Annotated in this window: 16 protein-coding genes; 5 read left to right on the forward strand and 11 right to left on the reverse strand. The window is 48.1% G+C overall.

From position 1 onward, the window contains the following. Positions 1-123 precede the first annotated feature (123 nt). The 3 genes from ACFORK_RS27960 to uvrB form a co-directional block, all read right to left on the reverse strand. Positions 124-333, reverse strand: coding sequence for a DUF2759 family protein (locus tag ACFORK_RS27960; protein ID WP_379205333.1), 210 nt, complete (start codon positions 331-333; stop codon positions 124-126). 427 nt (positions 334-760) lie between these two features. After that, positions 761-3634 carry an excinuclease ABC subunit UvrA gene (gene uvrA / locus ACFORK_RS27965; RefSeq protein WP_379205335.1) on the reverse strand — a complete coding sequence of 958 codons (2874 nt, stop codon included), beginning with the start codon at positions 3632-3634 and terminating at the stop codon, positions 761-763. A 226-nt stretch (positions 3635-3860) separates the two neighbouring features. Then, positions 3861-5852: an excinuclease ABC subunit UvrB gene (gene uvrB, locus ACFORK_RS27970; RefSeq protein WP_379205338.1), complete on the reverse strand. Its 1992-nt coding sequence runs from the start codon at positions 5850-5852 to the stop codon at positions 3861-3863. A 177-nt stretch (positions 5853-6029) separates the two neighbouring features. Here uvrB and ACFORK_RS27975 point away from each other — a divergent pair, with 177 nt between their 5' ends. Beyond that, entirely contained in the window at positions 6030-6812 is a 783-nt protein-coding gene (locus ACFORK_RS27975; RefSeq protein ID WP_379205340.1) for a flagellar motor protein, read from the forward strand. Then, a complete protein-coding gene (locus ACFORK_RS27980; RefSeq protein ID WP_379205342.1) occupies positions 6809-7678 on the forward strand; it encodes a flagellar motor protein MotB in 870 nt (289 codons plus the stop codon). Before ACFORK_RS27975 ends, ACFORK_RS27980 begins: the two co-directional genes overlap by 4 nt. A gap of 94 nt (positions 7679-7772) precedes the next feature. On the opposite strand, the gene ACFORK_RS27985 is transcribed toward ACFORK_RS27980, so the two are convergent. Beyond that, positions 7773-10517 (reverse strand): S-layer homology domain-containing protein, encoded by a 2745-nt coding sequence (locus tag ACFORK_RS27985; protein WP_379205344.1) that lies wholly within the window; start codon positions 10515-10517, stop codon positions 7773-7775. A gap of 385 nt (positions 10518-10902) precedes the next feature. Here ACFORK_RS27985 and ACFORK_RS27990 point away from each other — a divergent pair, with 385 nt between their 5' ends. After that, positions 10903-12588, forward strand: a complete 1686-nt coding sequence (locus ACFORK_RS27990; RefSeq protein WP_379205346.1) for a methyl-accepting chemotaxis protein — start codon at positions 10903-10905, stop codon at positions 12586-12588. A gap of 87 nt (positions 12589-12675) precedes the next feature. Here ACFORK_RS27990 and ACFORK_RS27995 read toward each other — a convergent pair whose 3' ends face one another. From ACFORK_RS27995 to ACFORK_RS28025, 7 genes are all read right to left on the reverse strand, one after another. Further along, complete coding sequence (locus tag ACFORK_RS27995) at positions 12676-12864, reverse strand: hypothetical protein (protein ID WP_379205348.1); 189 nt, start codon at positions 12862-12864, stop codon at positions 12676-12678. Positions 12865-12930: 66 nt separating this feature from the next. Then, positions 12931-14085 carry a cation:proton antiporter gene (locus tag ACFORK_RS28000; protein WP_379205350.1) on the reverse strand — a complete coding sequence of 385 codons (1155 nt, stop codon included), beginning with the start codon at positions 14083-14085 and terminating at the stop codon, positions 12931-12933. 196 nt (positions 14086-14281) lie between these two features. Continuing rightward, the gene (locus ACFORK_RS28005; RefSeq protein WP_379205353.1) at positions 14282-16522 is read right to left on the reverse strand and encodes a M56 family metallopeptidase; all 2241 of its coding nucleotides are present in this window, start codon (positions 16520-16522) and stop codon (positions 14282-14284) included. Next, positions 16519-16926, reverse strand: a complete 408-nt coding sequence (locus tag ACFORK_RS28010) for a BlaI/MecI/CopY family transcriptional regulator (protein ID WP_379205355.1) — start codon at positions 16924-16926, stop codon at positions 16519-16521. The genes ACFORK_RS28005 and ACFORK_RS28010 overlap by 4 nt, the downstream gene beginning before the upstream one ends. 188 nt (positions 16927-17114) lie before the next feature. Then, on the reverse strand, positions 17115-18272 hold the full coding sequence (locus ACFORK_RS28015; RefSeq protein ID WP_379205357.1) for an ABC transporter permease: 1158 nt from the start codon (positions 18270-18272) through the stop codon (positions 17115-17117). Further along, positions 18265-19437, reverse strand: a complete 1173-nt coding sequence (locus tag ACFORK_RS28020) for an ABC transporter permease (RefSeq protein WP_379205360.1) — start codon at positions 19435-19437, stop codon at positions 18265-18267. The genes ACFORK_RS28015 and ACFORK_RS28020 overlap by 8 nt, the downstream gene beginning before the upstream one ends. 17 nt (positions 19438-19454) lie before the next feature. Further along, positions 19455-20390: an ABC transporter ATP-binding protein gene (locus ACFORK_RS28025; protein WP_379205362.1), complete on the reverse strand. Its 936-nt coding sequence runs from the start codon at positions 20388-20390 to the stop codon at positions 19455-19457. 191 nt (positions 20391-20581) lie between these two features. On the opposite strand from ACFORK_RS28025, the gene ACFORK_RS28030 reads away from it, so the two are divergent. Together ACFORK_RS28030 and ACFORK_RS28035 are read left to right on the forward strand one after the other, a co-directional pair. Next, positions 20582-21754 carry a sensor histidine kinase gene (locus tag ACFORK_RS28030; RefSeq protein ID WP_379205365.1) on the forward strand — a complete coding sequence of 391 codons (1173 nt, stop codon included), beginning with the start codon at positions 20582-20584 and terminating at the stop codon, positions 21752-21754. A 97-nt stretch (positions 21755-21851) separates the two neighbouring features. Then, positions 21852-22505 (forward strand): response regulator transcription factor, encoded by a 654-nt coding sequence (locus tag ACFORK_RS28035; RefSeq protein WP_379205367.1) that lies wholly within the window; start codon positions 21852-21854, stop codon positions 22503-22505. The last annotated feature ends 534 nt before the right edge of the window (positions 22506-23039 follow it).

Raw genomic sequence — 23039 nt, forward strand, 5'->3', positions numbered from 1 at the left:
TTAATATAGCCACGAATGTAAATTACCGTCTTTGTCCGCAAATAAAAAGACACCTTTATTTCGCCACGGCGGTAAAGGAGTCTTTCAGACTTCACTTTTCAATTATCCTGGATTGCCCTTATTCTAGCTCAACCAGTTCATCACCATGGCATAGTCGGAAACGACGAAGACAAGCAAGCTCACTGCACCAAAAGCGATGGCGAATTTGTTCTTCTGCGGAGCCTTCAGCAGCCGTATCACCCCAACCAAGATGAGGATCGTGAACAAAATCATAAATACATCAAAGGTATGAAATTTAGATGGTCCTTGCGCGGCAGCTTCTGCAAGCAGCATGGCGATACCTCCTCAAAAGTTTTGTCAAGCAAGCGCCTCTATTTCCATATTCCCTTCTATGTTATCGCTACCATTTGGGCTGCGCAAGAGGCATTGTACAAAAAATGAGGTAAATGTCATAAAAAATATAATTTTCATCCATTTTTCACTTGAAAGAGATGATTTTCATCATTTACAGGAAGGAATGGAATCACTCGGAACGATACTAAACTAGATAAAGCTAACTTGGGATATGAATACAAAGCTCGGTAATTACTCCGGTGAATGTTTGGGCTTCCGATCGCTGTTGTTCCCAAGTCCCTTCTTTATAATTGCTCCTACCGAAAAACTTTCAGGGGAGTGCTTCGTTCCTCCTTGCATACTTTTGACTTGCAAAATAAAAAAAGAGCCACGCTATCGCGTGGCCCTCTAACTAAGGTTACATCAACTAACTAATGTCCGATGTCTCGAGCTGTAGAGCTTCAGTCCGCTCCGTGTCCCGGAGCAGGATAGGCTTCAGGTATCTGCCTGTGTAGGACGCCTCTACAGTAATCAGCTTCTCTGGTGTACCCGTAGCCAGCACCGTTCCTCCACCGCTACCGCCTTCAGGTCCCATATCGATGAGATAGTCGGCGGTCTTGATGACATCCAGGTTGTGCTCAATAACAAGCACGGATTCTCCAGAATCAACAAGGCGATGTAATACTTCCAGCAAGCGGCCGATGTCATCCACATGCAGCCCGGTTGTAGGCTCATCCAGGATATACAAAGTTTTGCCTGTGCTGCGACGGTACAGCTCGGAAGCCAGCTTCACACGCTGTGCTTCCCCGCCTGACAGTGTCGTTCCCGGCTGGCCAATCTTAATGTACCCGAGACCAACATCAAGCAGCGTCTGCATTTTGCGGTGAATACGCGGAATGTTAACGAAGAATTCCGTCGCATCCTCCACAGTCATTTCAAGTACATCGGATATATTCTTGCCTTTATATTTCACTTCCAGCGTCTCACGGTTATACCGCTTGCCTTTGCAGACTTCACAAGGTACATAGACGTCCGGCAGGAAGTGCATCTCAATCTTGATAATTCCATCCCCTCGGCAGGCCTCACAGCGTCCGCCCTTGACGTTGAAGCTGAAGCGACCCTTCTGGAAGCCGCGCACCTTAGCCTCATTGGTCTTGGCGAACAAATCACGGATATCATCGAACACGCCGGTATACGTCGCCGGATTAGAACGAGGAGTCCGACCGATTGGCGACTGGTCAATTTCAATTACCTTGTCCAGATTTTCAAGCCCTCTGATCTCCTTGTGCAGCCCCGGACGAACCTTCACCGCTTTGTTCAGATGGCGAGCCAGGCTCTTGTAAAGAATCTCGTTAACCAACGAAGACTTACCGGACCCGGATACACCTGTTACGGCCGTAAAGACACCCAGCGGAATTTTGACATTAACGTTCTTCAGATTATTCTCTTTGGCACCACGGATCTCCAGCCAGCGGTCATCCGTTGGACGGCGTTTGGAGGTCACCGGGATAAACTTCCGACCACTTAAATATTCTCCCGTCAGAGAATTAGGGTCCTTCATAATCTCTTCCGGTGTCCCCTGAGCAATGACCTGACCGCCATGAATCCCTGCACCTGGGCCAATATCAATGATATAATCAGCAGCCATCATCGTGTCTTCATCATGCTCGACCACAATCAAAGTGTTGCCAAGGTCACGCATATGCGCAAGAGTGGAAATCAGACGATCGTTGTCACGCTGATGCAACCCGATGCTAGGCTCATCCAGAATGTACAGTACGCCCATGAGGCTGGAACCAATCTGGGTAGCCAACCGGATACGCTGCGCTTCCCCGCCAGACAAGGAGCCTGCTGCTCGGCTAAGTGTCAGATAATCCAGACCTACGTTCACCAAAAAGCCGAGACGGCTACTGATTTCTTTGAGAATCAAGTTAGCAATAGCCTGCTCTTTCTCAGAGAGAACAATATGCTCAAAGAATTCCTGGCAATCCCCAATAGAAAGATCCGTAACATCCGCAATATGGCGATCATTGATCGTCACTGCCAGAATCTCTTTCTTCAGACGTTTACCTTTGCAGACGTGACAAGGCTTCGCGCTCATAAAACCTTCGATGAACTCGCGAATGCCGTCCGAAGCCGTCTCACGGTAGCGGCGCTCCAGATTGGGGATGATACCTTCAAAGGCAACCAAGGCGTCTTTCTTTTGCCCAAAATCATTCTCATAGCGGAAACGGATTTTCTCACTACCTGTGCCGTTCAACAGCTTATCCATCTGATCCGCTGCCAGTTCGCTTACCGGTACGTCCTGTGGAATATTAAAATGCTCACAGACCGATTTCAAAAATTGCGGGTAGTAGTTGGAGGTGCTTCCCGTCCAAGCCAGGAAGGCTCCGTCTTCAATGGATTTGCTAGTGTCTGGAATCAACAGATCAGGATCGACCACCATCTTCACACCAAGACCATCGCACTCACCGCAAGCTCCGAATGGGCTGTTGAAGGAGAACATCCGTGGAGCCAATTCTTCTATACTAAATCCACAGACCGGGCAAGCGAAATTGGAGCTGAACAGCAGCTCTTCCTGATCGATAATATCAACGAGGATTTTGCCGCCCGACAATTTCAGTGCAGTCTCGATGGAATCTGTCAGCCGAGTCTCGATATCTTCCTTGATGACAATCCGGTCTACCACTACTTCAATGGTATGCTTCTTGTTCTTCTCTAGCTCAATATCCTCGGTCACATCACGCAGTTCTCCATCCACGCGCACGCGGACAAAACCTTGCTTGGAAATATCCGTGAAAAGCCCTTTGTGCTCTCCCTTACGTCCTGAAATCACAGGAGCCAGGATCTGCAGGCGTGTCCGTTCCGGATACTGCATAATACGATCCACCATCTGTTCAACCGTCTGCGAGGTGATTTCAATACCATGGTCCGGGCAATGCGGATGACCAATACGTGCGAACAAAAGCCGCAAGTAATCATAAATTTCTGTAACTGTCCCTACCGTGGAACGAGGGTTGCGGCTAGTAGTCTTCTGGTCGATTGAGATTGCCGGCGACAACCCATCGATGGAGTCTACATCTGGCTTCTCCATTTGCCCCAGAAACTGGCGTGCGTAGGCCGACAGCGATTCAACATAACGTCGCTGACCTTCGGCATAGATCGTGTCGAACGCCAGCGACGATTTGCCGGAACCGCTAAGTCCCGTCAGCACGACGAAGCGATCACGGGGGATCGTCACGTCTATATTTTTAAGATTGTGCGCCCTAGCGCCTTTAATTACAATATTTTCGTTCGCCAACGCTATAACCTCCTAGAGTTCACCCACCCCACTTCAACCTTCCTAAGTGAACCCGAAGAGCTCGAGCTCTTAGGGCAACGCTTAAGAGGCGAAATGATGGATGGGATTGTGCGGAATGAATCGACTGAACTACAAGCCATACAAAGGAATGATCTAAAAAGAACGGCCTGGGAATAGCGCCGTTCAAATTATATTTTTTTAGCGGAAAAAGAGAGTGTTGAATCGGCTACTCGGCACGCAGTTCCAACAATGCGTCACGAAGCTCTGCGGCGCGTTCGAACTGGAGGTTCTTGGCCGCGTCTTTCATCTCGGCTTCTAGACGCTGCATCAAAGACTGGCGCTCTTTCTTGCTCATCTTGCCACCAGCTCCGGTCAAATAATTCGCCTTCGATTCTGCAACCTTCGTTGCTTCGATGACATCACGTACCCGCTTATGGATCGTAGTTGGTGTAATCCCATGCTGCTCATTATAGGCGATTTGAATGGAACGACGGCGCTGGGTCTCACTGATTGCCTTATCCATGGACTCCGTAATCCGGTCACCGTACATCAGTACACGCCCTTCGGAGTTCCGCGCCGCGCGGCCAATCGTCTGAATAAGCGACCGCTCCGAACGAAGGAAACCTTCCTTGTCAGCATCGAGGATTGCGACCAACGATACTTCTGGCAAGTCAAGGCCTTCTCTCAGCAAGTTAATCCCCACCAGCACATGGAACGTGCCAAGACGGAGATCGCGCAGAATGGCCATCCGCTCCAAGGTCTTGATATCGGAGTGCATATAGCGCACCTTGATTCCGATATCTTTAAGGTAATCGGTTAGATCCTCCGACATTTTCTTGGTGAGGGTAGTGACCAGCACCCGTTCATCCTTGGCGATACGGTCCTGGATCTCGCTAATCAGATCGTCGATCTGACCCTCGGTTGGACGAACCTCAATAATAGGGTCCAGCAGACCTGTAGGTCGGATGATCTGCTGTACCATTGTCGGACAATGCTCCATTTCATACGGTCCTGGTGTGGCCGATACATATACGAGTTGGTTAGCCTTGCCCTCGAATTCCTCGAATTTGAGCGGCCGGTTATCCAGTGCAGACGGCAAACGGAACCCGTGATCCACGAGAACGTTCTTACGCGCTTGGTCACCATTGTACATCGCCCGGATTTGCGGTAGCGTCACATGCGACTCATCTATAACAATGAGCATGTCATCCGGAAAATAATCCAATAACGTATAGGGGGTCGCCCCCCGTTCACGGAAGGTAAGCGGACCGGAATAGTTCTCGATCCCAGAGCAGAAGCCCACTTCCTTCATCATCTCGATATCATAGCGCGTACGCTGCTCCAACCGCTGTGCTTCCAAGAGCTTACCTGCATCGCGCAGCGCAGTTAGCCGCTCTTCCAGTTCACGCTCAATATTTACGAGGGCCACTCTCATGGTCTCTTCCTTCGTTACAAAGTGGGAGGCCGGGAAAATAGCGACATGATCACGCTCACCGATCAGTTCACCTGTCAGTACATCAATCTCTGTAATACGCTCGATCTCATCGCCGAACAGCTCGACGCGGATGGCATGCTCCCCTTGCGAAGCTGGGAAGATCTCGATGACATCGCCTCGCACACGGAAGGTCCCGCGTACAAAATTCATATCATTACGCTGATATTGAATATCCACGAGCCGGCTCAGAATCTGGTTGCGCGGTTTCTCCATGCCCACCCGCAGTGATAACAGCAATCCACCGTATTCCTGCGGTGAACCGAGGCCATAGATACATGACACACTGGCTACGATAATCACATCACGGCGCTCGAACAAAGAACTGGTCGCCGAGTGTCGTAGCTTATCAATCTCTTCATTTATGCTGGAATCTTTCTCAATGTAGGTATCGGAGGAAGGAATATAGGCTTCAGGTTGATAGTAATCGTAGTAACTGACAAAATAGTCAACCGAGTTGCTAGGAAAAAACTCCTTGAACTCACTCGCAAGCTGTGCAGCCAGCGTCTTGTTGTGTGCGATCACCAGCGTAGGGCGGTTAAGCTTCGAAATCATTTGTGCGATGGTAAAGGTCTTCCCCGTTCCTGTCGCTCCCAGCAGCGTCTGGTGCCTCTTGCCCTGCCGGATGCCGTCTACTAATTCCTCTATGGCATGAGGCTGATCGCCCTGGGGTGTATATTCGGACTCCAGCTCAAAAGTCTTCGTGCTGAGGACAATATCACTCATTTGCCCGTCTCCCCTCTATCGACTAAAATATATTAATATATTATTGTTATCTGAAAATAAGCTCTTCATACGATGGTGATAAAATTTGGAAGATAAGAATACTTGTTCCCGTTCATTATACAATGTTGACGGTAACGTTGCAAACCATAATATATAGAAACTTAAGGAGCATGCAGCATGGATATCACTTCAATTATTGGCATCGTAGCCGGACTTGCCGCCATGGTCGGCGGCTTCTTCTGGGAAGGTGGAAGCCTCTCTGGCCTGCTACAGCCGAACGCCGCCCTCATTGTTTTTGGAGGAACGCTTGCAGCCATACTGATCAGCTTTCCGGCATCCAAATTACGAACCCTTCCTGCAGCGCTATCGCTGGCTTTTGGCAAAAACGTCGGAAACAATGAAGAGAAAGCTGAGGAAATCATTGCGATGGCTGCGATTACCCGGCGCAACGGGGTTCTTGCCCTGGAGAAAAGAGCTGAGGAGCATCCTGATCCCTTCACCCGTGAAGGCCTGCAGCTCATGATCGACGGGACCGACCCCGAGCAGGTCAGGCAAATCCTGGAGCTGGAGATGGACGCTCTGGAGGCCAAACATGAAAGCTATGCCAAGATTTTTGAAGCAGCCGGGGGCTATGCACCTACTATGGGTATTATCGGTACAGTCATGGGTTTGATTCACGTGCTGGGAAGTCTGACTGATCCTTCAAGTCTAGGTCCCGCCATCGCGGTCGCCTTTACGGCAACACTGTATGGGGTTGCCAGCGCGAATCTTATTTTTCTACCCATTGCCTCCAAGATCAAATCCCGCAGCCAGGAGCAACTACATGTTATGGAGATGCTGCTTGTGGGTATCCTGGCTCTTCGTAACGGGGAGCATCAGCAACTAGTGCGTAAGAAGATGAATTCCTTCATTGATGACTCAACTCCCACTGAGTTCATTCGTACAAGAGGCAATTCATGAGACAGCGAAATCGCCGGAAGCAGAGAAGAACCGAACAGGACAGCCGTGACCGCTGGATGATCACTTATGCAGACCTTATTACGCTGCTACTTATTTTTTTCGTCGTGCTTTATGCTATGAGCAGCCTGGACACCGAGAAGTATAATGTCGTCACCGGCTCCTTGTCCCATACCTTTAAGACCGGGAGTTCCTTGCTAGACGGAGGCAACGGCCTTCTGGATGGGCAAAAAGGAATAAACGGCACAAGCCCAGGCACACAGCAGCAGCCAGGCAGCTCCCAAGGTCCAGCTCCGGGAAATGGACAGAATGCAGGCGGAGCCCAAGCCAGTGAAGGACCATCGCCAACGAAGCCGGACAACCTGAAACCTTCGGAGCGAGAGCTGGCTTTCCGTGAACAAGAGGCCCGGCTTGCCGAACTGATGGGCGTGATCACCAAATACGTACAGGACAACAATCTGGGCGACCAAATCTTTGTGGCTGATAAGCCTCAGGGCATCGCGATCACACTCAGTGACCGTTTTCTATTCGATCCCGGCAATGCAGCGCTTAAAGCCCCTGCTCTTCCAGCGTTGAAGCAGCTTTCGGGTCTATTCCACGGAATAGGCGCTACTATAAGCATTGAAGGCCACACCGACAACATGCCCCTCTCGAAGCTATCCCGTTATAGCGACAACTGGGAGTTGTCCGGGGCACGGGCCCTTTCTGTACTGCGCTACTTTGTGGACAAAGAAGGGCTGAACCCAAGTACATTCCAGTACGCAGGTTATGGCGATACGCGCCCGGCCTCCGACAATTCCACCGAAGCCGGACGGCAGAAGAACCGCCGCGTAGAGATTATCGTGCTGCGCCAACTACAGGGCAAATAACGAACTTATGCAGGTATATACGAAAACAAGAAAAGCTCCCGCGCCGTCTAATAAACGGCTGGGAGCTTTTGTCATACAATATCAGCAGTTCTATCTATTCTTCAACAGTTATAACCGCGCCTAAACCATACTTTGTTCCCAAATAATAGTCTCCTGGCGATAAGGCTGTTATTTGTAGTCTTACGGGCTGATTTACTTTGGAAGCGTCAACCTCCATTTTCATTCCCCGATTTTCTGTAACTATTTTATCATAGTCAGCTTGGGGGCCGGTCTCCATGAAAGGAACCAAATAAACGGTACCCGGTGCATCAATGTTAAATGTCAGCATGTCACCAGCTTTGGCTTTCGCCTTCGATTCTCCCATAGGTGGCCTTGGTGACAACAAGTACAACCTGATGGGCAGGGTATGGTGACTACTGACAAACTCGACGTTCTTTTCCCCATTCGCTGTTGTGACTGCCCCTGCGATCAGCTTGAAATCATAGAAGTTGTCGTATTTCATCAAGCTGCTAGCCGTTTTGATGCGAATCTGATTACCTATAATCTCAACCCTGCCTGAAGCGGGAGTAAAGCTCTTAAACTCTCCGTTATTTTGACGGAACTGTACAATGCTTTCTAGACTTTGTCCCTCAGTAAGATAAACACTGCGATTATAAACGAACCACACTTCATATTCGGGATATCCAAAAAAAGGAACGGCATCAGGCTTGTCCAGGAGCGGCTCATTTTCATTAAGAATAGTTAACGACACATAACCTCTATACCCATTGTCATCGTAGGCAATAATATTAAACAGATGGTTCTGAGGGAAGCCAACATTCTTAAGACTACTTGTATCAAAGTAATTCCGTTCCCCCGCCTTCACATGTTTCTTAATCCCTTCACCATTTTGTACAGCCTGTTCAAGTGCATCCTTATATTTGGAAACTTTTGTACTTACAAGATATACATCATAATCAAGATTTGTTGTAAAATAAACAGCTTCTCCAACCCCAACGTGTCGTTTATCCAATTTAATAAAGTTATCAGGCTCCGTAGGAATATTTGTTGGCTCCGGAGTCATTGTTGCTTCCGGCGTTGGCGCTGGTGTTGGTGTTGGTGTTGGTATTGGTCCAAATGTTGGCATCGAGCTTGGTGCTGCACTAGGACTTGGGCCCGGTGTCCACTCTGGTAACGGTGTTGCTGTGGGTACAGGAGTTTCCGTGCTTGCCGGTGTCGCCGAAGGTATCGGCGTATTCGACGGTTTCGGTGTCGCTGTGAACACAGGAGTTTCCGTGTTTTCCGGTGTCGCCGTCGCTGTGGACACTGGAGCTGGTGTACTTGTTGGTGTCGATGTCGCTACCGGTGTTGCCGTCGGAACAGGGGTTGGTGTACTTTCAGGAATGCCGCCAGTTCCTCCACCTCCTCCAGCTCCGCCACCGGCCTGAACCGGAACCTGCGTTGCTGCCGGAGCTGGCGTAGATGATGCCTTTGGAGCTATTGTAGCTCCTGGCGCTCCTCCGATGCTTACAGTGAGATCGGCAGGCACGCTGCTGCCCAGAGTAAGGTTTTCCGGTTTATTTTCAAAAGAAATCCCGAGCGCATTAACGACACTATTCTGGATGCTGCCCAGACCTATAACCTTGGCTGAAGCATTCAGCACCATGGACAGGATGGAAGATTCCTTGGAGACCTCAAGAGTAGCGTCCCCTGCCTGCTTAGCCACGTTCAACTCTTTTACACTTCCTGAAGGAATCTGGAGAGTAATGCTGTAAGCCTCTACATCCACTGTATTGAAATAGCCTGTAAGACTTACAATGCTGTTGGGCGGCAGATTCTCGGTCAATGAGACCCGGTTAATACTAACACCTTGGGACACATCCAGGATGGCACTGGTATTCATAGCGACTTCCTGCACTGTGGAGTTCCCTTCAGCTACTAACCGGACGGTACCCTCTTTTTTATCGATGATGATCTTGACAACTACACTATCCTGCAGATGGATACTGTTCTTACCACCGCCATAGATATATACCTTTCCTTTGACCTTGATATTGTTGAGGTAAACATCCCCAGAACCAACACCCTTACCGATAATCAAATCACCTTTGATCTCGGTGTTCTTCAGACTAATGCCCGGCGCGTTAATAATAACGTTGCCTTTGGCCTGATCCAGTCCAGTGGCTGGACCATAGGTTCCGGCTTCACCGTACCAGTCACCGTAGTATTTCACCGCACGATCTGCCAGAGCCACTGCTTCCGCACGGGTTAACGCTTTGTCCGGCTGGAAGGTATGATTGCCATAGCCTGTGAGAATCCCCTGCCCCACGACCGCATTGATCGCGTCCTTACTCCAGTCTTTGATATGTTCCTGATCTGCAAACGTAACCCCGGAAGCTACTGCTGGCAGCTTTAGCAATCTCGTTATCGACACAGCTGCTTCTGCACGGCTCAATGTAGCTGTCGGCCTAAAAGTCCCATCTGGGAAGCCCTGAATATACGCGCCATAGACCGCAGTACTTACATCAGTGGCAAACCACTTATCCTCCGGCACATCCTTGAAAGCTGTCTTCTCACCCGATTGTAACTGGAAAATGCGATTGAGCAGCGCTACCCACTCACTACGGGTTACTGCACGTTCAGGCTCAAATTTATCTGCCGCGGTCCCATTTACTATTCCCCGTGCGCTCCAACGGTCGATAGCTTCCTTAGCCCAATGTCCCTTGGTATCAGACCATGTCACCTGGCTTTGCTTGTCACTGTCTGTTGTTCCCACCGGCGCCGCCGCGAAGGCCAGGCTCCCCCAAATCATGCTGGCTGACAATAATGTCGCCAATATCTTGCTTGTTTGTTTGTACATCCTAATATCTCCCCGTGTTTGATCAATTTGATCTGCGAAAACTTGAATAGCTGGCTAGCACCCCAAGATATAAAATCTTCTTCATTAGGTAAACCAAGGCAATAATCGTCTATATTATAGTGATTTGAACCATTTATTTCTATCTATTTTTTGGATAAAGTCCGACCAGGAACGTATACAACTAGAACTCCTGTTAATATTAGGCCCATAACAATCATTAAACTAGGCCTAATATCTCATTTTTTTCGTTAATGCGAATGTATGTTATGTATAAAAATTCATTGTTAATTTCAGATAACAACCCACTAAAAATGGCTTCTCATTAATGGAAAATCGTGTTATTGTCGAATTGTGGTGAATAACTGATGTCAAAAGGGGATGACTTATGAGGTTTAGTATCAGCAACAAAATATTAACTGGTTTTTTAATTATTGCAATATTTTTAGGATTTATCAGTTTCATATCCTTTTACTATTTACAGGAGATTGACGATTCTTACACAGATCTTGTTGACAGACGTGAGAAGATTTTAGCTAATTCCAAAGATATCCGAGCAGAATCTATACAGCAAATGAGTAGTTTAAGAGATTATATGCTCAACCAGAACAAAGAGCAGCTTGATAAGCTGCATGATGTGAATGGGAAAATGTCAGAACTGGCGACCACTACTTTAACTATGGTACGGCTGGATATCGATAAAAAAGACATTCAAAAATTACAGGAACTGAACCAACAATTTAACACAGCTGCCACCGAGGTTACCGCATTAATAGATTCAAATAAAGAAGCCGGAATAAAGGCCTCTACCAATGTACTCCAGATTGGTCGGGATATGCAGGAGCTTGCGAATAATATTGCTGACAGACAGCAAAAGATAGTTGATAAGGAGGCCCAAAACAATTCAACGATGGTCGATTCCATCAAAAGAGTGATAATGATTATTAGTATCATAGCTTTTCTACTAGCTATTCTTATTGGTATCCTTATCTCCAGAATCATTTCCAAACCCATTGTTTCTATAGCAAACGCTGCCAAAGAAATCGCTTCGGGCAACTTGACTCTTAAAGCCATCGAGACGAAGAACCGGGATGAAGTCGGTGATTTAGCTAAGTCCTTCAACCAAATGGTGATAAATCTTCGGGAACTGATTGCTCAAACCACTACAAGCGCCGAGCATTTGGCGGCTGCTTCGGAAGAATTGACAGCAAGCGCTCAACAAACTAACGTAGCGACAGAACAAATTGCTATCTTTATAGAAGAAGTGGCCACTGGATCAAATAAACAGACTCATAGCGTAAGAGAAAGTGTACTAGCCGTCAACGAAATGTCCTCAGGCGCACAGCATATTGCTGCCAATGCGCAAAATGTCTCCTCCTCTGCCTCTGATGCCGCAGAAAAATCGTTTGAAGGCAGCCAGGTCATCCAGCGGGTGATGGATCAGATGAGCTCCATCCACCAAACCATCAAAAATCTATCAAACGTGATTCATAGGTTGGAGAAGAGATCCCAAGACATTGGGGAAATTGTTAAAATGATTACCGGTATCGCCGCACAAACAAACTTGCTGGCATTAAACGCTTCAATTGAAGCCGCACGGGCAGGAGAACAGGGCAGAGGATTTGCAGTAGTGGCAAGTCAAATTCGAAACCTCGCTGAACAATCTTCCCAGTCTTCACGCCAGATTGCCGATCTAATCTTAAACGTACAACAGGAAACACAAGATGCAGCGCAATCTATGGAAGCTGGTATACAAGAAGTAGATGAAGGTATTCTTGTAGTACATATGGCGGGCACATCATTTGAACATATCGATCAATCGGTACAACGAGTATTAACTCAAATTCAAGAAGTTGCTGCTGCTGCTGAAGAGATGTCTGCAAGTTCAGAACAAATCAACAACTTAATGGAATTTATATCTACGATCGCTCATGAATCCGCTTCAGGCCTTCAAGAAATCTCCACTTCAACAGAGGAGCAACTAGCCTCTATGGAAGAAATCTTCTCCTCTGCTTCTTCCCTATCCCAAATGGCTGAACAATTACATAGTCAAATCGATAGATTCAAGGTTTAAGCAGGTCATCGATCTAAAGATTTATTTAACAACAAAGAGCGAACGGACATATACCCGTTCGCTCTCCAGATTAAATTAAAGATCTCGTCAAAAAATTCTCACTAGAACAACAATCAATGCGATAATTCCCACCAGAATCAGCAGATTCGTTACCTGTCTTATGAACCCTGGAGGCCCTTCGAGATGCAATTTCTTTTCATTGACATCAAAATTCGCTTTGGCCCCATAAGGGTCCATTGGCGGAGACTGCGGTGGTATGTTGTGACCATCGGACATAACGCCAGCTCCTTTTGTGAAAGATACTTAATTATAACATTTATATGCATTTATTCACAGTTACGTTTACTCATCCTCCACTTTCTCTGGATCATGAAACATGTATTTCAGCAGCGGTGGAGTAACGAGTGTTGTTACAATCACCACAATGATTACCGATGTGAAATACTCCGGGTGTAGCAGCCCGTTTTGCAGTCCAGTAGCCGCTATAATTAAGGCAACCTCTCCCCGTGAAATCATACCTGCACCGATAATTGCTGAAGAACGCGCGTTAAAGCCGGTCAAGCGTGCTCCAAGGCCTCCACCCAGCATTTTAGTGAGAATGGCAATAACCGTGAGCAATACAACAAACCCAATCTGTCCTCCTACACCAGCAAAAGTTACGTTTAATCCGATGCTTACAAAGAACACCGGTACAAAAATGGAGTACGCAATGGGTTCAATCTTGGTCTCTACTGTATGCTTGAATGAAGTTTGGGCAATGGCAATGCCAGCTGCAAAAGCGCCAATAATCCCGGCCATTCCGAGCAGCTCAGCAAAGTATGCATAGCCAAAGCAGATCACGAGCGCTGCAGTAATCGTAGCCTCAGTAACTCTAAGCGGGGCCAGCCATTTCATCAGCCTTGGAACAAGGAAGGCACCCGCGATGATGGCGACGGCAAAGAACAGCACCTTTTTACCAATAAGAAGTCCGATAGACACTCCCGACCCTGTACCGAAAAAGCTCATCAGCACGGCCAATAAAATCACCACCAGAATGTCATCGACTACAGCAGCGCCGAGTATGGTTGAGCCCTCGCCTGAATTCAGCTTATTCATATCCTTCAACACCTGAACAGAGATGCTCACTGAGGTGGCGCTCAAAATAACCCCCATAAACAAGGCATTATGGTCAGCAAAACCGAACCATTCCCCTATAGCAAAACCACCTGCAAAGGGTAATATGATCCCGCCAACGGCCACAGCAAAGGCCGATTTCCAGTTCTTGCGGAGCTGCTCCAGATCCGTCTCGAGACCTGCAATAAACATCAGCAATAGCACGCCTATCTCCGACATATAATGAATAAAGTCCCCATCCTGCACCCAACCCAGCACCGCAGGTCCTAGCACAATCCCGATTATCAGCTTGCCCAGGACAGCAGGTTGTCCCAGCCTTACAGATAAATCCCCGGCCAACTTGGTAAACAACAAAATCAACATCAAATAAAGAATAAATTGCATGGTTTCTTCCACTCCTTTTTCTCTCTGCCTGAGCCCCTCCTGTAATATTAATGATGTCCTAAAAAAGACAAAGAGGAGCCCTTGGTGACAGGCTCCTCCAAAAAACAATAAGATATGCAATTGAGTTATTGTAGATTTATTATAACATGAGCTTGCGGTGATGTCTGCCCATGGTGCTTATGCGTTAGCATCTTACCTATTCAAGAATCATCGGCTGGGTTTGAATCAATGCAGCTACAATGTCTTGTTGATTCTGTACTTGTGCGTTGCGAAATACAGCTTGGTAGCATACGCCCTGTTCCAGCCAGAAGTAGCTGATAAAATCAGGCTCATCTGGTGTGCTTAGCTCTCCGTCAACTTTATAGGGGTCTGTCCGCAATACTTCTTGACCGTCCACCATGATCGGAGCTACCGGTACCTTTACCTGACCACGATCGATTCGATAGAAGAGCGCTTGCCCATTATTCTTTATTTTTGCATACTGTCCATTATCCTTGATCTGTGTAAAAGTGAACTGTTCCGGATGCTCTTTATCCGCTGATTCGTTATCTACATATCTGTTATAAATTACTCGTGATAACGCGTCTTGTTCGTTCTCCGGATAACTAAAATTGACTTTGCTGGTCTCATTGGCACGTTCAAGCTTATAGTTTAATACTTTCAAGGGGAATTTAGGTGTAAAACCAATCGCTGAAGCTGTCAGCTCCAGGTCTTCCATGTCGAGGATATCAACAATCAGCAGATCTTTATTGATGTAAGTATTTTTCATCCGCTCATCAGGCAGCTTCATAGAAGCAATTAATGATTCCGATTGCTCTTCAGACAGCGAAGCACCACCTAGGTCCAGTTTATAACCAATCCCATTACGCTCCCACAAATAAAAAATATCTTTCAAACGATTATCCGTAGTAGCATGAATCTGGAGAACATTTAAATTACCCACTACGATTTGTTGTTCTTGTATTTGAGCTTTATTATCACGAAAAACATTAATTCGTTGCTTCACCTTCTCTGCCATGTCTTCAAGAGTATATTTCCCCTTACTTGGAAGTTGTTTTAACGCCTCCAGGGTAAATTCTCCAGTCCTGTATTTCCCACTGCCAGCGTCAAAAAATAGGGCAACACTATTTATAAGATCTGTGCCTTTATCGGCATCCGCTGCAGAGAGACGCGCCATCTTCAGTCCATAACCTGTAGGAAGCACAGCTGGTACCTCAAAAGCGAATCCTGCTTCCTTAACAGCTCTGTCCAATCGATTATACGCTCGGCTGCCTTGAGCTGGCAGTAGATCATTACTAACGGTCTTCGGATCGTTAATTCCCGCAGGAATAGAGCTTCCTGAAGCATTGGTAAGTGTAACTGCACCAAAGATTAATATGAATAAGAGTGCGGTTACGGAGATCTTGTAGGACCCCTTTTTAAATGAGCTAATCATGGAAATCCTCCTAACAAGCTCTTGCCGCTGGCGGGAGTTAGAGTAATAGAGTAATGCCCGTGGGCGCCCATCAGTAGAGTAATTCTTCATAAAAATAATCATGGTCATTCCATAGGCCACAGCCTCTTCTTCTCCCGCCTTCTCCAGCACGTAAGCATCACAGGCCAGTTCCCTGTCCGCCTTCATCCGACGCATCGCTACCCAGATCAACGGATTCGGCCAGTGGATAGCAGCGGCAAGACTCCCAAGATAATTCCACAGCATATCCTTCCGCTTGTAGTGTGCAAGCTCGTGGGCCAGAATGTGATACAGCTGAGAAGCGTCCATCTGGTGGATAGCCTGCTCCGGGATATAAATCCACGGTCGCAGCAGCCCCGATAAGTAAGGACTTAGAGTGGAGTGCCCAGTATAGAGCGGTATATTCTTGGCTATCTTGAAGTTGCGTCGGGCTTCGTCCAGAACTGCTAGCACACCGGGATCGCTTACCGGAAGCAATTGCTTGCGCAGACGGGCCATCCATCCCATGAAAAGTAACAGATTAAGCAAAAGCACGATCATCCCTATGCACCAGATAATGGTTACAATTCTAAGCACGAGAGGTACGGTGCCGGCTGCTGCACCCTCTGTAAAACTTTTAGACGATAACTGCTCTCCCACTTCTGACGGGACGGCATTCGCTCCTTCCGTAACACCTGATTGAGGAAGCCTCTTGAAGAGCTGCTGAGAAGGTCCTGTCGTTTCTAGCTCCGCCCGTTCTCCCTGGTACCACAGCTTCTCATGAAGCGTACGGCCATAATCCAGCACGTGGAAGAGACTCAAGCTACTCTCCGGAAATACCGGCACCAGCAGACGAATAATCACAAGCAGCCACAGCAGGTGGCGAATACGGGCACTAAGCACCTTTCGAAACACTGACTGAATGAGCAGAATAAGGAGAATAACGACACTGGCGGCAACTGTGGACTCCATCAGGGCGAAAAAGCCTGAATAGAATACGTTCATCCTTGACCACCGGTTGAGTCGTTCCCTTTACGCTCTTTCTTCTCGGTGAGAATCCGCTGCAGCTCTTCAATCTCCTGCTCGGACAATACAGCCTCTTCCAAAAAATTTGTCACCATCAAATCTGCTGCTCCGCCAAAAACCCGCTGCAGAAAAGACTGGCTCTCTGCCTTCACACATTCCTTCTCAGAAACCAGCGGATAGTAATGATAGGTTCGTCCTTCCTTGTTGTAACCGATGGCTTTCTTTTTCAGCAGCCTTGTGATAAACGTACGCACGGTCTGCTCGCTCCACTCAATATCGTCCGGAAGCATGGCGGCAATATGCTCAGCTGTGATGGGGTGATCACTCCAAATAATCTTCATAATCTCCCATTCTGATTCGGATATTTTGGGTACAGGGCTCATATGTTTTGCCTCCTCTGTCGCTTGAATCTACAAGTGTAATTCTAAGTTTAAAGATAATATTACATTTGTAGATCTAAAAAGTCAAACCCTTAATTTCCTGTTTCTTCAAAATAAAAAACCGTTTCTCCCAAGAGCTATTCTCGGGAGAAACGGTTAGTGAACTATAGGCTTGGAGTTGTCAGTACATGCTACGCTCCGCTTCCCGCCTCATTGGGGCGGAGCGTAGCGGAGCCAATCGCTAACAGTATGGCTGCCATAAGACCCAAGATGGCGAAGGGCAGCCATAATTCGGACCAGCCACCTCCTGCGGCGGCAACCTCGACCGCTTGCATCGCCCATTTTTGCGGTACAAAGTTGGCGATCTTTTGCATGTAACCTGGCATAATAGAGAGCGGCCAGAAGCATCCTCCGAGCATAGAGGTCGGTGTAAGAATAAGGGCATTCAGCATGCCCGTGTTGTTCTGGTTGCGGATTAGTCCTGACACAGTGCTAGCAATCCCCATGGACACAAGCATAAAAGCAGCTAAAACCAGGAAGAACAGATACAGAGGAAAGCCAAAATTATAACCCAGCACCCCACGTGTCACCGTCAGCAGAGCAATAATCTGAATTACCCCGACCAGAAAGCTACCCAGAAAATTACCTATGGCAATCTCGTATGCACGCACAGGAGCACTGAACATTCTCATCATGATGTGGTCCCTGCGGTCTTTGACAATAATAGAGACAGAACTTGTCACAAGCCCCATCAGAAACAGCAGTGTGAACCCCGTAACGTTCAACAGCTCAATCCGCGGATACAGATTATAATCCGTGCGCTTGCTGCCGATATTGTGTTGCTCTGATTGCTGCAGCACTGCCGAGAACCTGGACTTCATGCTGTCGGCTGCACCCGCAGACCGTAATACTTCCGCTGTGCCGCTCATTCTTTCAGCAATTTCACCGGCTTTACGTTTGAACATGATGGAGGTCTCTGAGATTTTCAGCTCATAGTAGCTGATCTGCGGCTGCTTGCCAGCCAGCAGGTCTTCCGTATATCCGGACGGTATGAGTAGGCCGGCCGCACCTTTTTGATCGATGACCTTGGCCTTCAGCTCTGCTTCCCCAGAAGTCTGCACCAGTTTGTAATCTCCGGTAGCAGCAAGTTCTGCAATGACATGGCGACCACCTGCACCGCTATCCTGGTTGGCGTACAGCACCACAGGGACTTCAACGCTGTAACCCCCCATGATGGAAATGACGAGGGACACAACAATACAAGGGAGAGCAATATAGATCAGTAGCCCGGACCGGGAGCCAATCGTTCGCTTGACCATGCTTAAGGCAATCGTCATGATGTTATGCATGATATCCCACCTTCCGGTATGAGAGCAAAGCCGCACCGAACAAAACGAAGCAAATCAAGGACATCACGAGCAGATTGGGCAGGATTTTGGATATATTCTCCTGAAGCATCATCCGCAGAATGGACTGCATCGCCCAGTGGTTAATCGTGAATTTGCCCACAGAATTAACCCAGGAGTCGGGAAGCGGCGACATCCCTCCACTAAGAAAGGTCATGCAGACCGTAAGCAAAGTGATCACACTACGGGCACTGGCTCCGCTTTTGAAGAACATGGACACCACGATAGACAAGGTCATGGACGCTATAATCATCAGCAGACAGAAGAGCAGCAGCATGGCCGGACGGTTACCCCAATATACCCCGAACAGCCAGTGAGACAAACCAATAATAGCCAAACATTGCACGATTGCGACTGCACCTACACCAAGCATTTTTCCAATGAAGAGCTGAGCACCCTTAACGGGCATGGAACCCAATCGATACAGTGTATTCTGCTCTTTTTCATTAAACAAGGATACATTCACGGTCAATCCACAGTAGAGTAGGAACATCAGCAGCATGGATGCTGCATAGAACTGGGAGGCGCTATATGAACCATTATCCGCCCCAAGTTTACTCATTTTGATGACAGGTTGAGTGTCCGAGCCTGAGGCCGGGTACGCGGCTAAGCTGTCCGGTCCCAAAATCAGGGCTGTCGCCTGCATATCATTAACACGATTAACAAAGTTATCGAACACGGTTCCCGCCACCAGATTATCGGTATGATCCTTGCCAAGGATAAACTCCAGACGGGCTTGTTCTCCGCGCTCAACCTTCAGATCAAAATCTGGCGGCACGATGACAGCATATCCGTATTTTCCAGTTCGCAACCCGCTCTCTGCCGCCTCACGGCTGGGCACAGCTGCAGGAATGATCACATCATGCAGCTCCGGCGTTTTGAGAAAGCTATCCACCAGTGAAGACTCCGCTAAATTCTTAGACGGTTGATTAACCACACCTACTCGGACAGGATGAATGGTTTGGCCCCCTTGATCACCTACCATTCCGGATAACGAGGTTCCCAGAATAAAGATCAGCACCAGGGGTAACAGAAATTGGTTTATCAGGAGCGAACGCGAGCGGAACAGGCGGCGCAGCTCATAAGTCATAATGGTCCAAGTATTCATTCTATTCCCCACCTCCATTAGTCCCGTAGCGACCGTCCGGTCAAGCTCAGGAACAACGTCTCCAGATTAGGCTCATCGACATGCAGAGAAGCAATAATTCCTTCGTGTTTGGCGAAAATAAACAAAATATCTTGAAGCTCCCCTTGAGAGGAAGGCAGATATATATTCACAACATTCTCCTTGACCTCTACCCGGTTGACCCGAGGATGTAGGCCAAGCTCCTGGATCAGTCCAGGGCTGATATTGCTTGCGTGGATCACGATTTTCTCTTCACGAGCCACCCTCTCCCGCAGCTCCTTCTCTGTTCCGCAAGCGATGATATGGCCTTTATCCATAATCGCTACCCGGTCGCAAATAGCCGCTACCTCTTCCATGTAATGACTGGTATATATCACCGTCGACCCCAATTGGTTCAGCGTCTTGACCGATTCCAGAATATGATTGCGTGACTGGGGATCAATACCCACGGTCGGCTCATCCATAATAATCAACCGCGGACGATGCATAATAGCACAGGCAATATTCAATCTGCGCTTCATCCCCCCGGAAAAGGAAGACGGCTTATCCTTCGCCCGATCACTGAGCCCGGTAAAGGCCAGTGCCTCTTCCACACGTTCCTTCAGCAGCTTGCCGCGCAGTCCGTATAGTTTACCGAAGAACGTCACATTCTCCGCAGCCGTCATGACATCATAGAGTGCAAGATCCTGCGGCACCAGCCCGATTCTTCGTTTCACCTCAAGGGGATTTGCCGTTACCGAAATTCCGTCCACCTCGATGCTGCCACCATCCATAGACAAGAGACCGCAGAGCATGCTGATGGTCGTGCTTTTTCCTGCGCCGTTCGGACCTAGCAAGCCAAAAATTTCTCCCTCCTGAATGCTGACGTTCAAGTGGTCCACTATCAATTTTCCATCATATCGTTTCACTACATCAGTCAGTACCGCAAGTGCCATGCTTCATCTCTCCTGTCAGTTCAAACTGTTATGGCTTTATTGTATCGCGGGAAGTATGGAAGGTAAGGTACGGAAGGTCACTTTATGAAGGTGACAAAAGTCATCTCCTGAAATTCACAGTCCATATGCTATGCTATATAGCATAAACAAAAGAAAATAACATAATAAGCGAAGAACATATACATGAATCTATGACAAAGGAAGGCACCGCCGTGAATCGAGAGTTAACATTACTGCGTTACGGACTTATTGTGATCCCTGCGCTGATAACGATGCATATACAGGAATATGCCGATTACGAGCTATTCACTTTGCATCTGCTGATTCTTCTGTTACTGGTTGTGATGGAAGGACGTATGCCTCTGGCCTTTCGGACATTGCTCAGTGGTATCGAGATGTTACTAACAGCTTGGCTGTGCAGTCAGTACGGCCCTTTGATGATCTTTCCCGCTATGTCGTCCCTCCTGCTCTACTCACAGTTTCAGCCGCGGTCTGTGCCGACGGTCTTTACTGCGGTGCACTTGATTGCCCTTAACGCTGCCTTTCATTCCAGCTCTCAGCTTACGATAGCTTCTATTAATCTCGCCTTCCTGCTGGCTGCTTGTCTCATGGTACTGTTGCGCCGGGCCATGCATGGCCAAGCCGAAACTCTGTTTCTTTACGATGAGCTGCGCAAGCGGCATTTCGAGCTGGATGAGGCCCGAACCCGGCTGCAGCAATTCGCTGCCCAGGTTGAGAATACCGCCCAATCCGAAGAACGAGTACGAATCGCCCGCCAATTACATGATGATATTGGACACCGTCTGATTCGGGTTAAAATGATGATGGAAGCAGCCATTCATACACTTCCTTCCTCCCCGGACACTGGAATGGCCCTCATGGTCCAGATTCGTGACCAGCTCTCGTCCAGCTTGGATGATATGCGCGCAGCCGTTAGGCGTATTAACTACGCACCCCAGCTCGAAGGTGCTTATGCACTGGACCGGCTGCTGGAGGAGACGGGCCGGGATACCGGTATTGTCACCTCCTACAAGGTGGAAGGTATGCCATTTCAGCTCTACCCAAGCCTGCAAATCGTACTCTATAAAAATGCGCGCGAAGCTATCACTAATGGGCTGCGACATGGCAAAGCCACAGCGATTTCCATCAAGCTCGGCTATTCCCCGAGCGAGGTGACCATGGCAATTAGCAACAATGGCCTGCTGCCCCATGATAAGAACTTATTGCAGAACAGAGGTGGCATGGGGCTAAAAGGCATGGAGGAGCGGACCTCCCTGGTCGGGGGCACCTTGGAGCTCCGGCTGGAACCGGAGTTTACCCTGATCACCCGGCTTCCTGTATATAAACAGTCTGAAATACTATAGCTGTATAAACTGAGGTTTGGCACATCATCAGTGCTTGCCCAAACAACTAGAGGATTTTGCATAGAAATCAAAAAATAAAGGAGGCCTGCTGAACATTATGATCAAAGTTCTGATTGTTGACGACGATTCTTTTATCCGCGAGAGCCTGAAGGTGCTGCTGGGCATGGACGGCAATATAGAGGTAGTTGGAACAGCGGGTGACGGAAATGAAGCAATGACTCTGCTGTCGGGGGGACTCGCAGCAGATGTGGTTCTGATGGATATTCGTATGCCCGGCTGTGGAGGCGTTGAAGGCACGCGACTAATCAAGGAAAGCTATCCACCGATTGCAGTGCTGATGCTGACCACCTTCGACGATGACGAATACATTATCGAGGCTCTGCGGAACGGAGCGCAGGGATATTTGCTCAAAAACATTCCGCCGGACCGCATTATTCAGGGGATCAAAACTGTACATGAAGGCAACATGCTCATCCATCCCGATATTGCCCGCAAGCTGGCTACCTTCCTTAAGCCCGCGGCACAACAGGAAACTACACCCGCGCAATACCTCGAAGCTTACGGGCTAACCAAAGCCGAACAAGCTATCGTCGCTTCCATCGCCGAAGGTCACTCCAATAAGGAGATTGCCAGTACCTTATTCCTGAGCGAAGGTACCGTCAAGAACTACATCACCGATATCCTCAGCAAGCTCAGCCTTCGCGACCGCACGCAGATTGCGATCTTTTATTTGAAAAATATCCGGGAGTAAGGTTAGGAAGTGGCGATAGGGATAAGTTGGTTAAAGTGCTGGTGAGTTGCTGTGAGTGGTGTTGGTGAGCAGTGATAGTGAGCCATAGTGCTGTCTGGTGCTGGTAAGTCATGCTGATGTCTGGCGCTGATGAGTCGTGCTGACGTCTGGTGCTGGTGAGTCATGCTGACGTCTGGTGCCGATGAGTCATGCTGGTGCTAGTGCTGGTTCCCGGTGCCGGTGAGAAGCACTGATGATTAGTAATAGTGAACAGTGCTCGCGAGCATTAGCCGCTAGAAGCCCAAACTTTTCCGCAATGGCGAACTCTCCTTATCCCCGTATTAGAATCATGAGTTCAACTAAACAGCAGATAAATAAGCTTGCCCGCAGAAATAACTGGATAAACTCCCGTTATTCAATCGCTCCTTCTTCGCTATATCAGAATAACAGGAAAAGATCTAGACCTGTTGATTAGCTAAATTATGAGTTTAAATACATAATTTAGCTAAATAAATTCTCCACTCCGACGACACTGTTTGTAAACTTAATAATCGT

The organism is Paenibacillus sp. GCM10012306, from assembly GCF_042649265.1.
GTDB lineage: Bacteria > Bacillota > Bacilli > Paenibacillales > Paenibacillaceae > Paenibacillus_AQ.

What these genes read in the sequence shown, in the direction of transcription:
- ACFORK_RS27990 (WP_379205346.1), top strand. Translation starts at nt 10,903, where the DNA reads ATGAGGTTTAGTATCAGCAACAAAATATTAACTGGTTTTTTAATTATT.
- ACFORK_RS28025 (WP_379205362.1), bottom strand. Translation starts at nt 20,390, where the DNA reads ATGGCACTTGCGGTACTGACTGATGTAGTGAAACGATATGATGGAAAA.
- ACFORK_RS27995 (WP_379205348.1), bottom strand. Translation starts at nt 12,864, where the DNA reads ATGTCCGATGGTCACAACATACCACCGCAGTCTCCGCCAATGGACCCT.
- ACFORK_RS27960 (WP_379205333.1), bottom strand. Translation starts at nt 333, where the DNA reads ATGCTGCTTGCAGAAGCTGCCGCGCAAGGACCATCTAAATTTCATACC.
- ACFORK_RS28020 (WP_379205360.1), bottom strand. Translation starts at nt 19,437, where the DNA reads ATGAATACTTGGACCATTATGACTTATGAGCTGCGCCGCCTGTTCCGC.
- ACFORK_RS28010 (WP_379205355.1), bottom strand. Translation starts at nt 16,926, where the DNA reads ATGAGCCCTGTACCCAAAATATCCGAATCAGAATGGGAGATTATGAAG.
- ACFORK_RS28000 (WP_379205350.1), bottom strand. Translation starts at nt 14,085, where the DNA reads ATGCAATTTATTCTTTATTTGATGTTGATTTTGTTGTTTACCAAGTTG.
- ACFORK_RS28030 (WP_379205365.1), top strand. Translation starts at nt 20,582, where the DNA reads ATGACAAAGGAAGGCACCGCCGTGAATCGAGAGTTAACATTACTGCGT.
- ACFORK_RS27975 (WP_379205340.1), top strand. Translation starts at nt 6,030, where the DNA reads ATGGATATCACTTCAATTATTGGCATCGTAGCCGGACTTGCCGCCATG.
- uvrB (WP_379205338.1), bottom strand. Translation starts at nt 5,852, where the DNA reads ATGAGTGATATTGTCCTCAGCACGAAGACTTTTGAGCTGGAGTCCGAA.
- ACFORK_RS27985 (WP_379205344.1), bottom strand. Translation starts at nt 10,517, where the DNA reads ATGTACAAACAAACAAGCAAGATATTGGCGACATTATTGTCAGCCAGC.
- ACFORK_RS27980 (WP_379205342.1), top strand. Translation starts at nt 6,809, where the DNA reads ATGAGACAGCGAAATCGCCGGAAGCAGAGAAGAACCGAACAGGACAGC.
- ACFORK_RS28035 (WP_379205367.1), top strand. Translation starts at nt 21,852, where the DNA reads ATGATCAAAGTTCTGATTGTTGACGACGATTCTTTTATCCGCGAGAGC.
- ACFORK_RS28005 (WP_379205353.1), bottom strand. Translation starts at nt 16,522, where the DNA reads ATGAACGTATTCTATTCAGGCTTTTTCGCCCTGATGGAGTCCACAGTT.
- ACFORK_RS28015 (WP_379205357.1), bottom strand. Translation starts at nt 18,272, where the DNA reads ATGCATAACATCATGACGATTGCCTTAAGCATGGTCAAGCGAACGATT.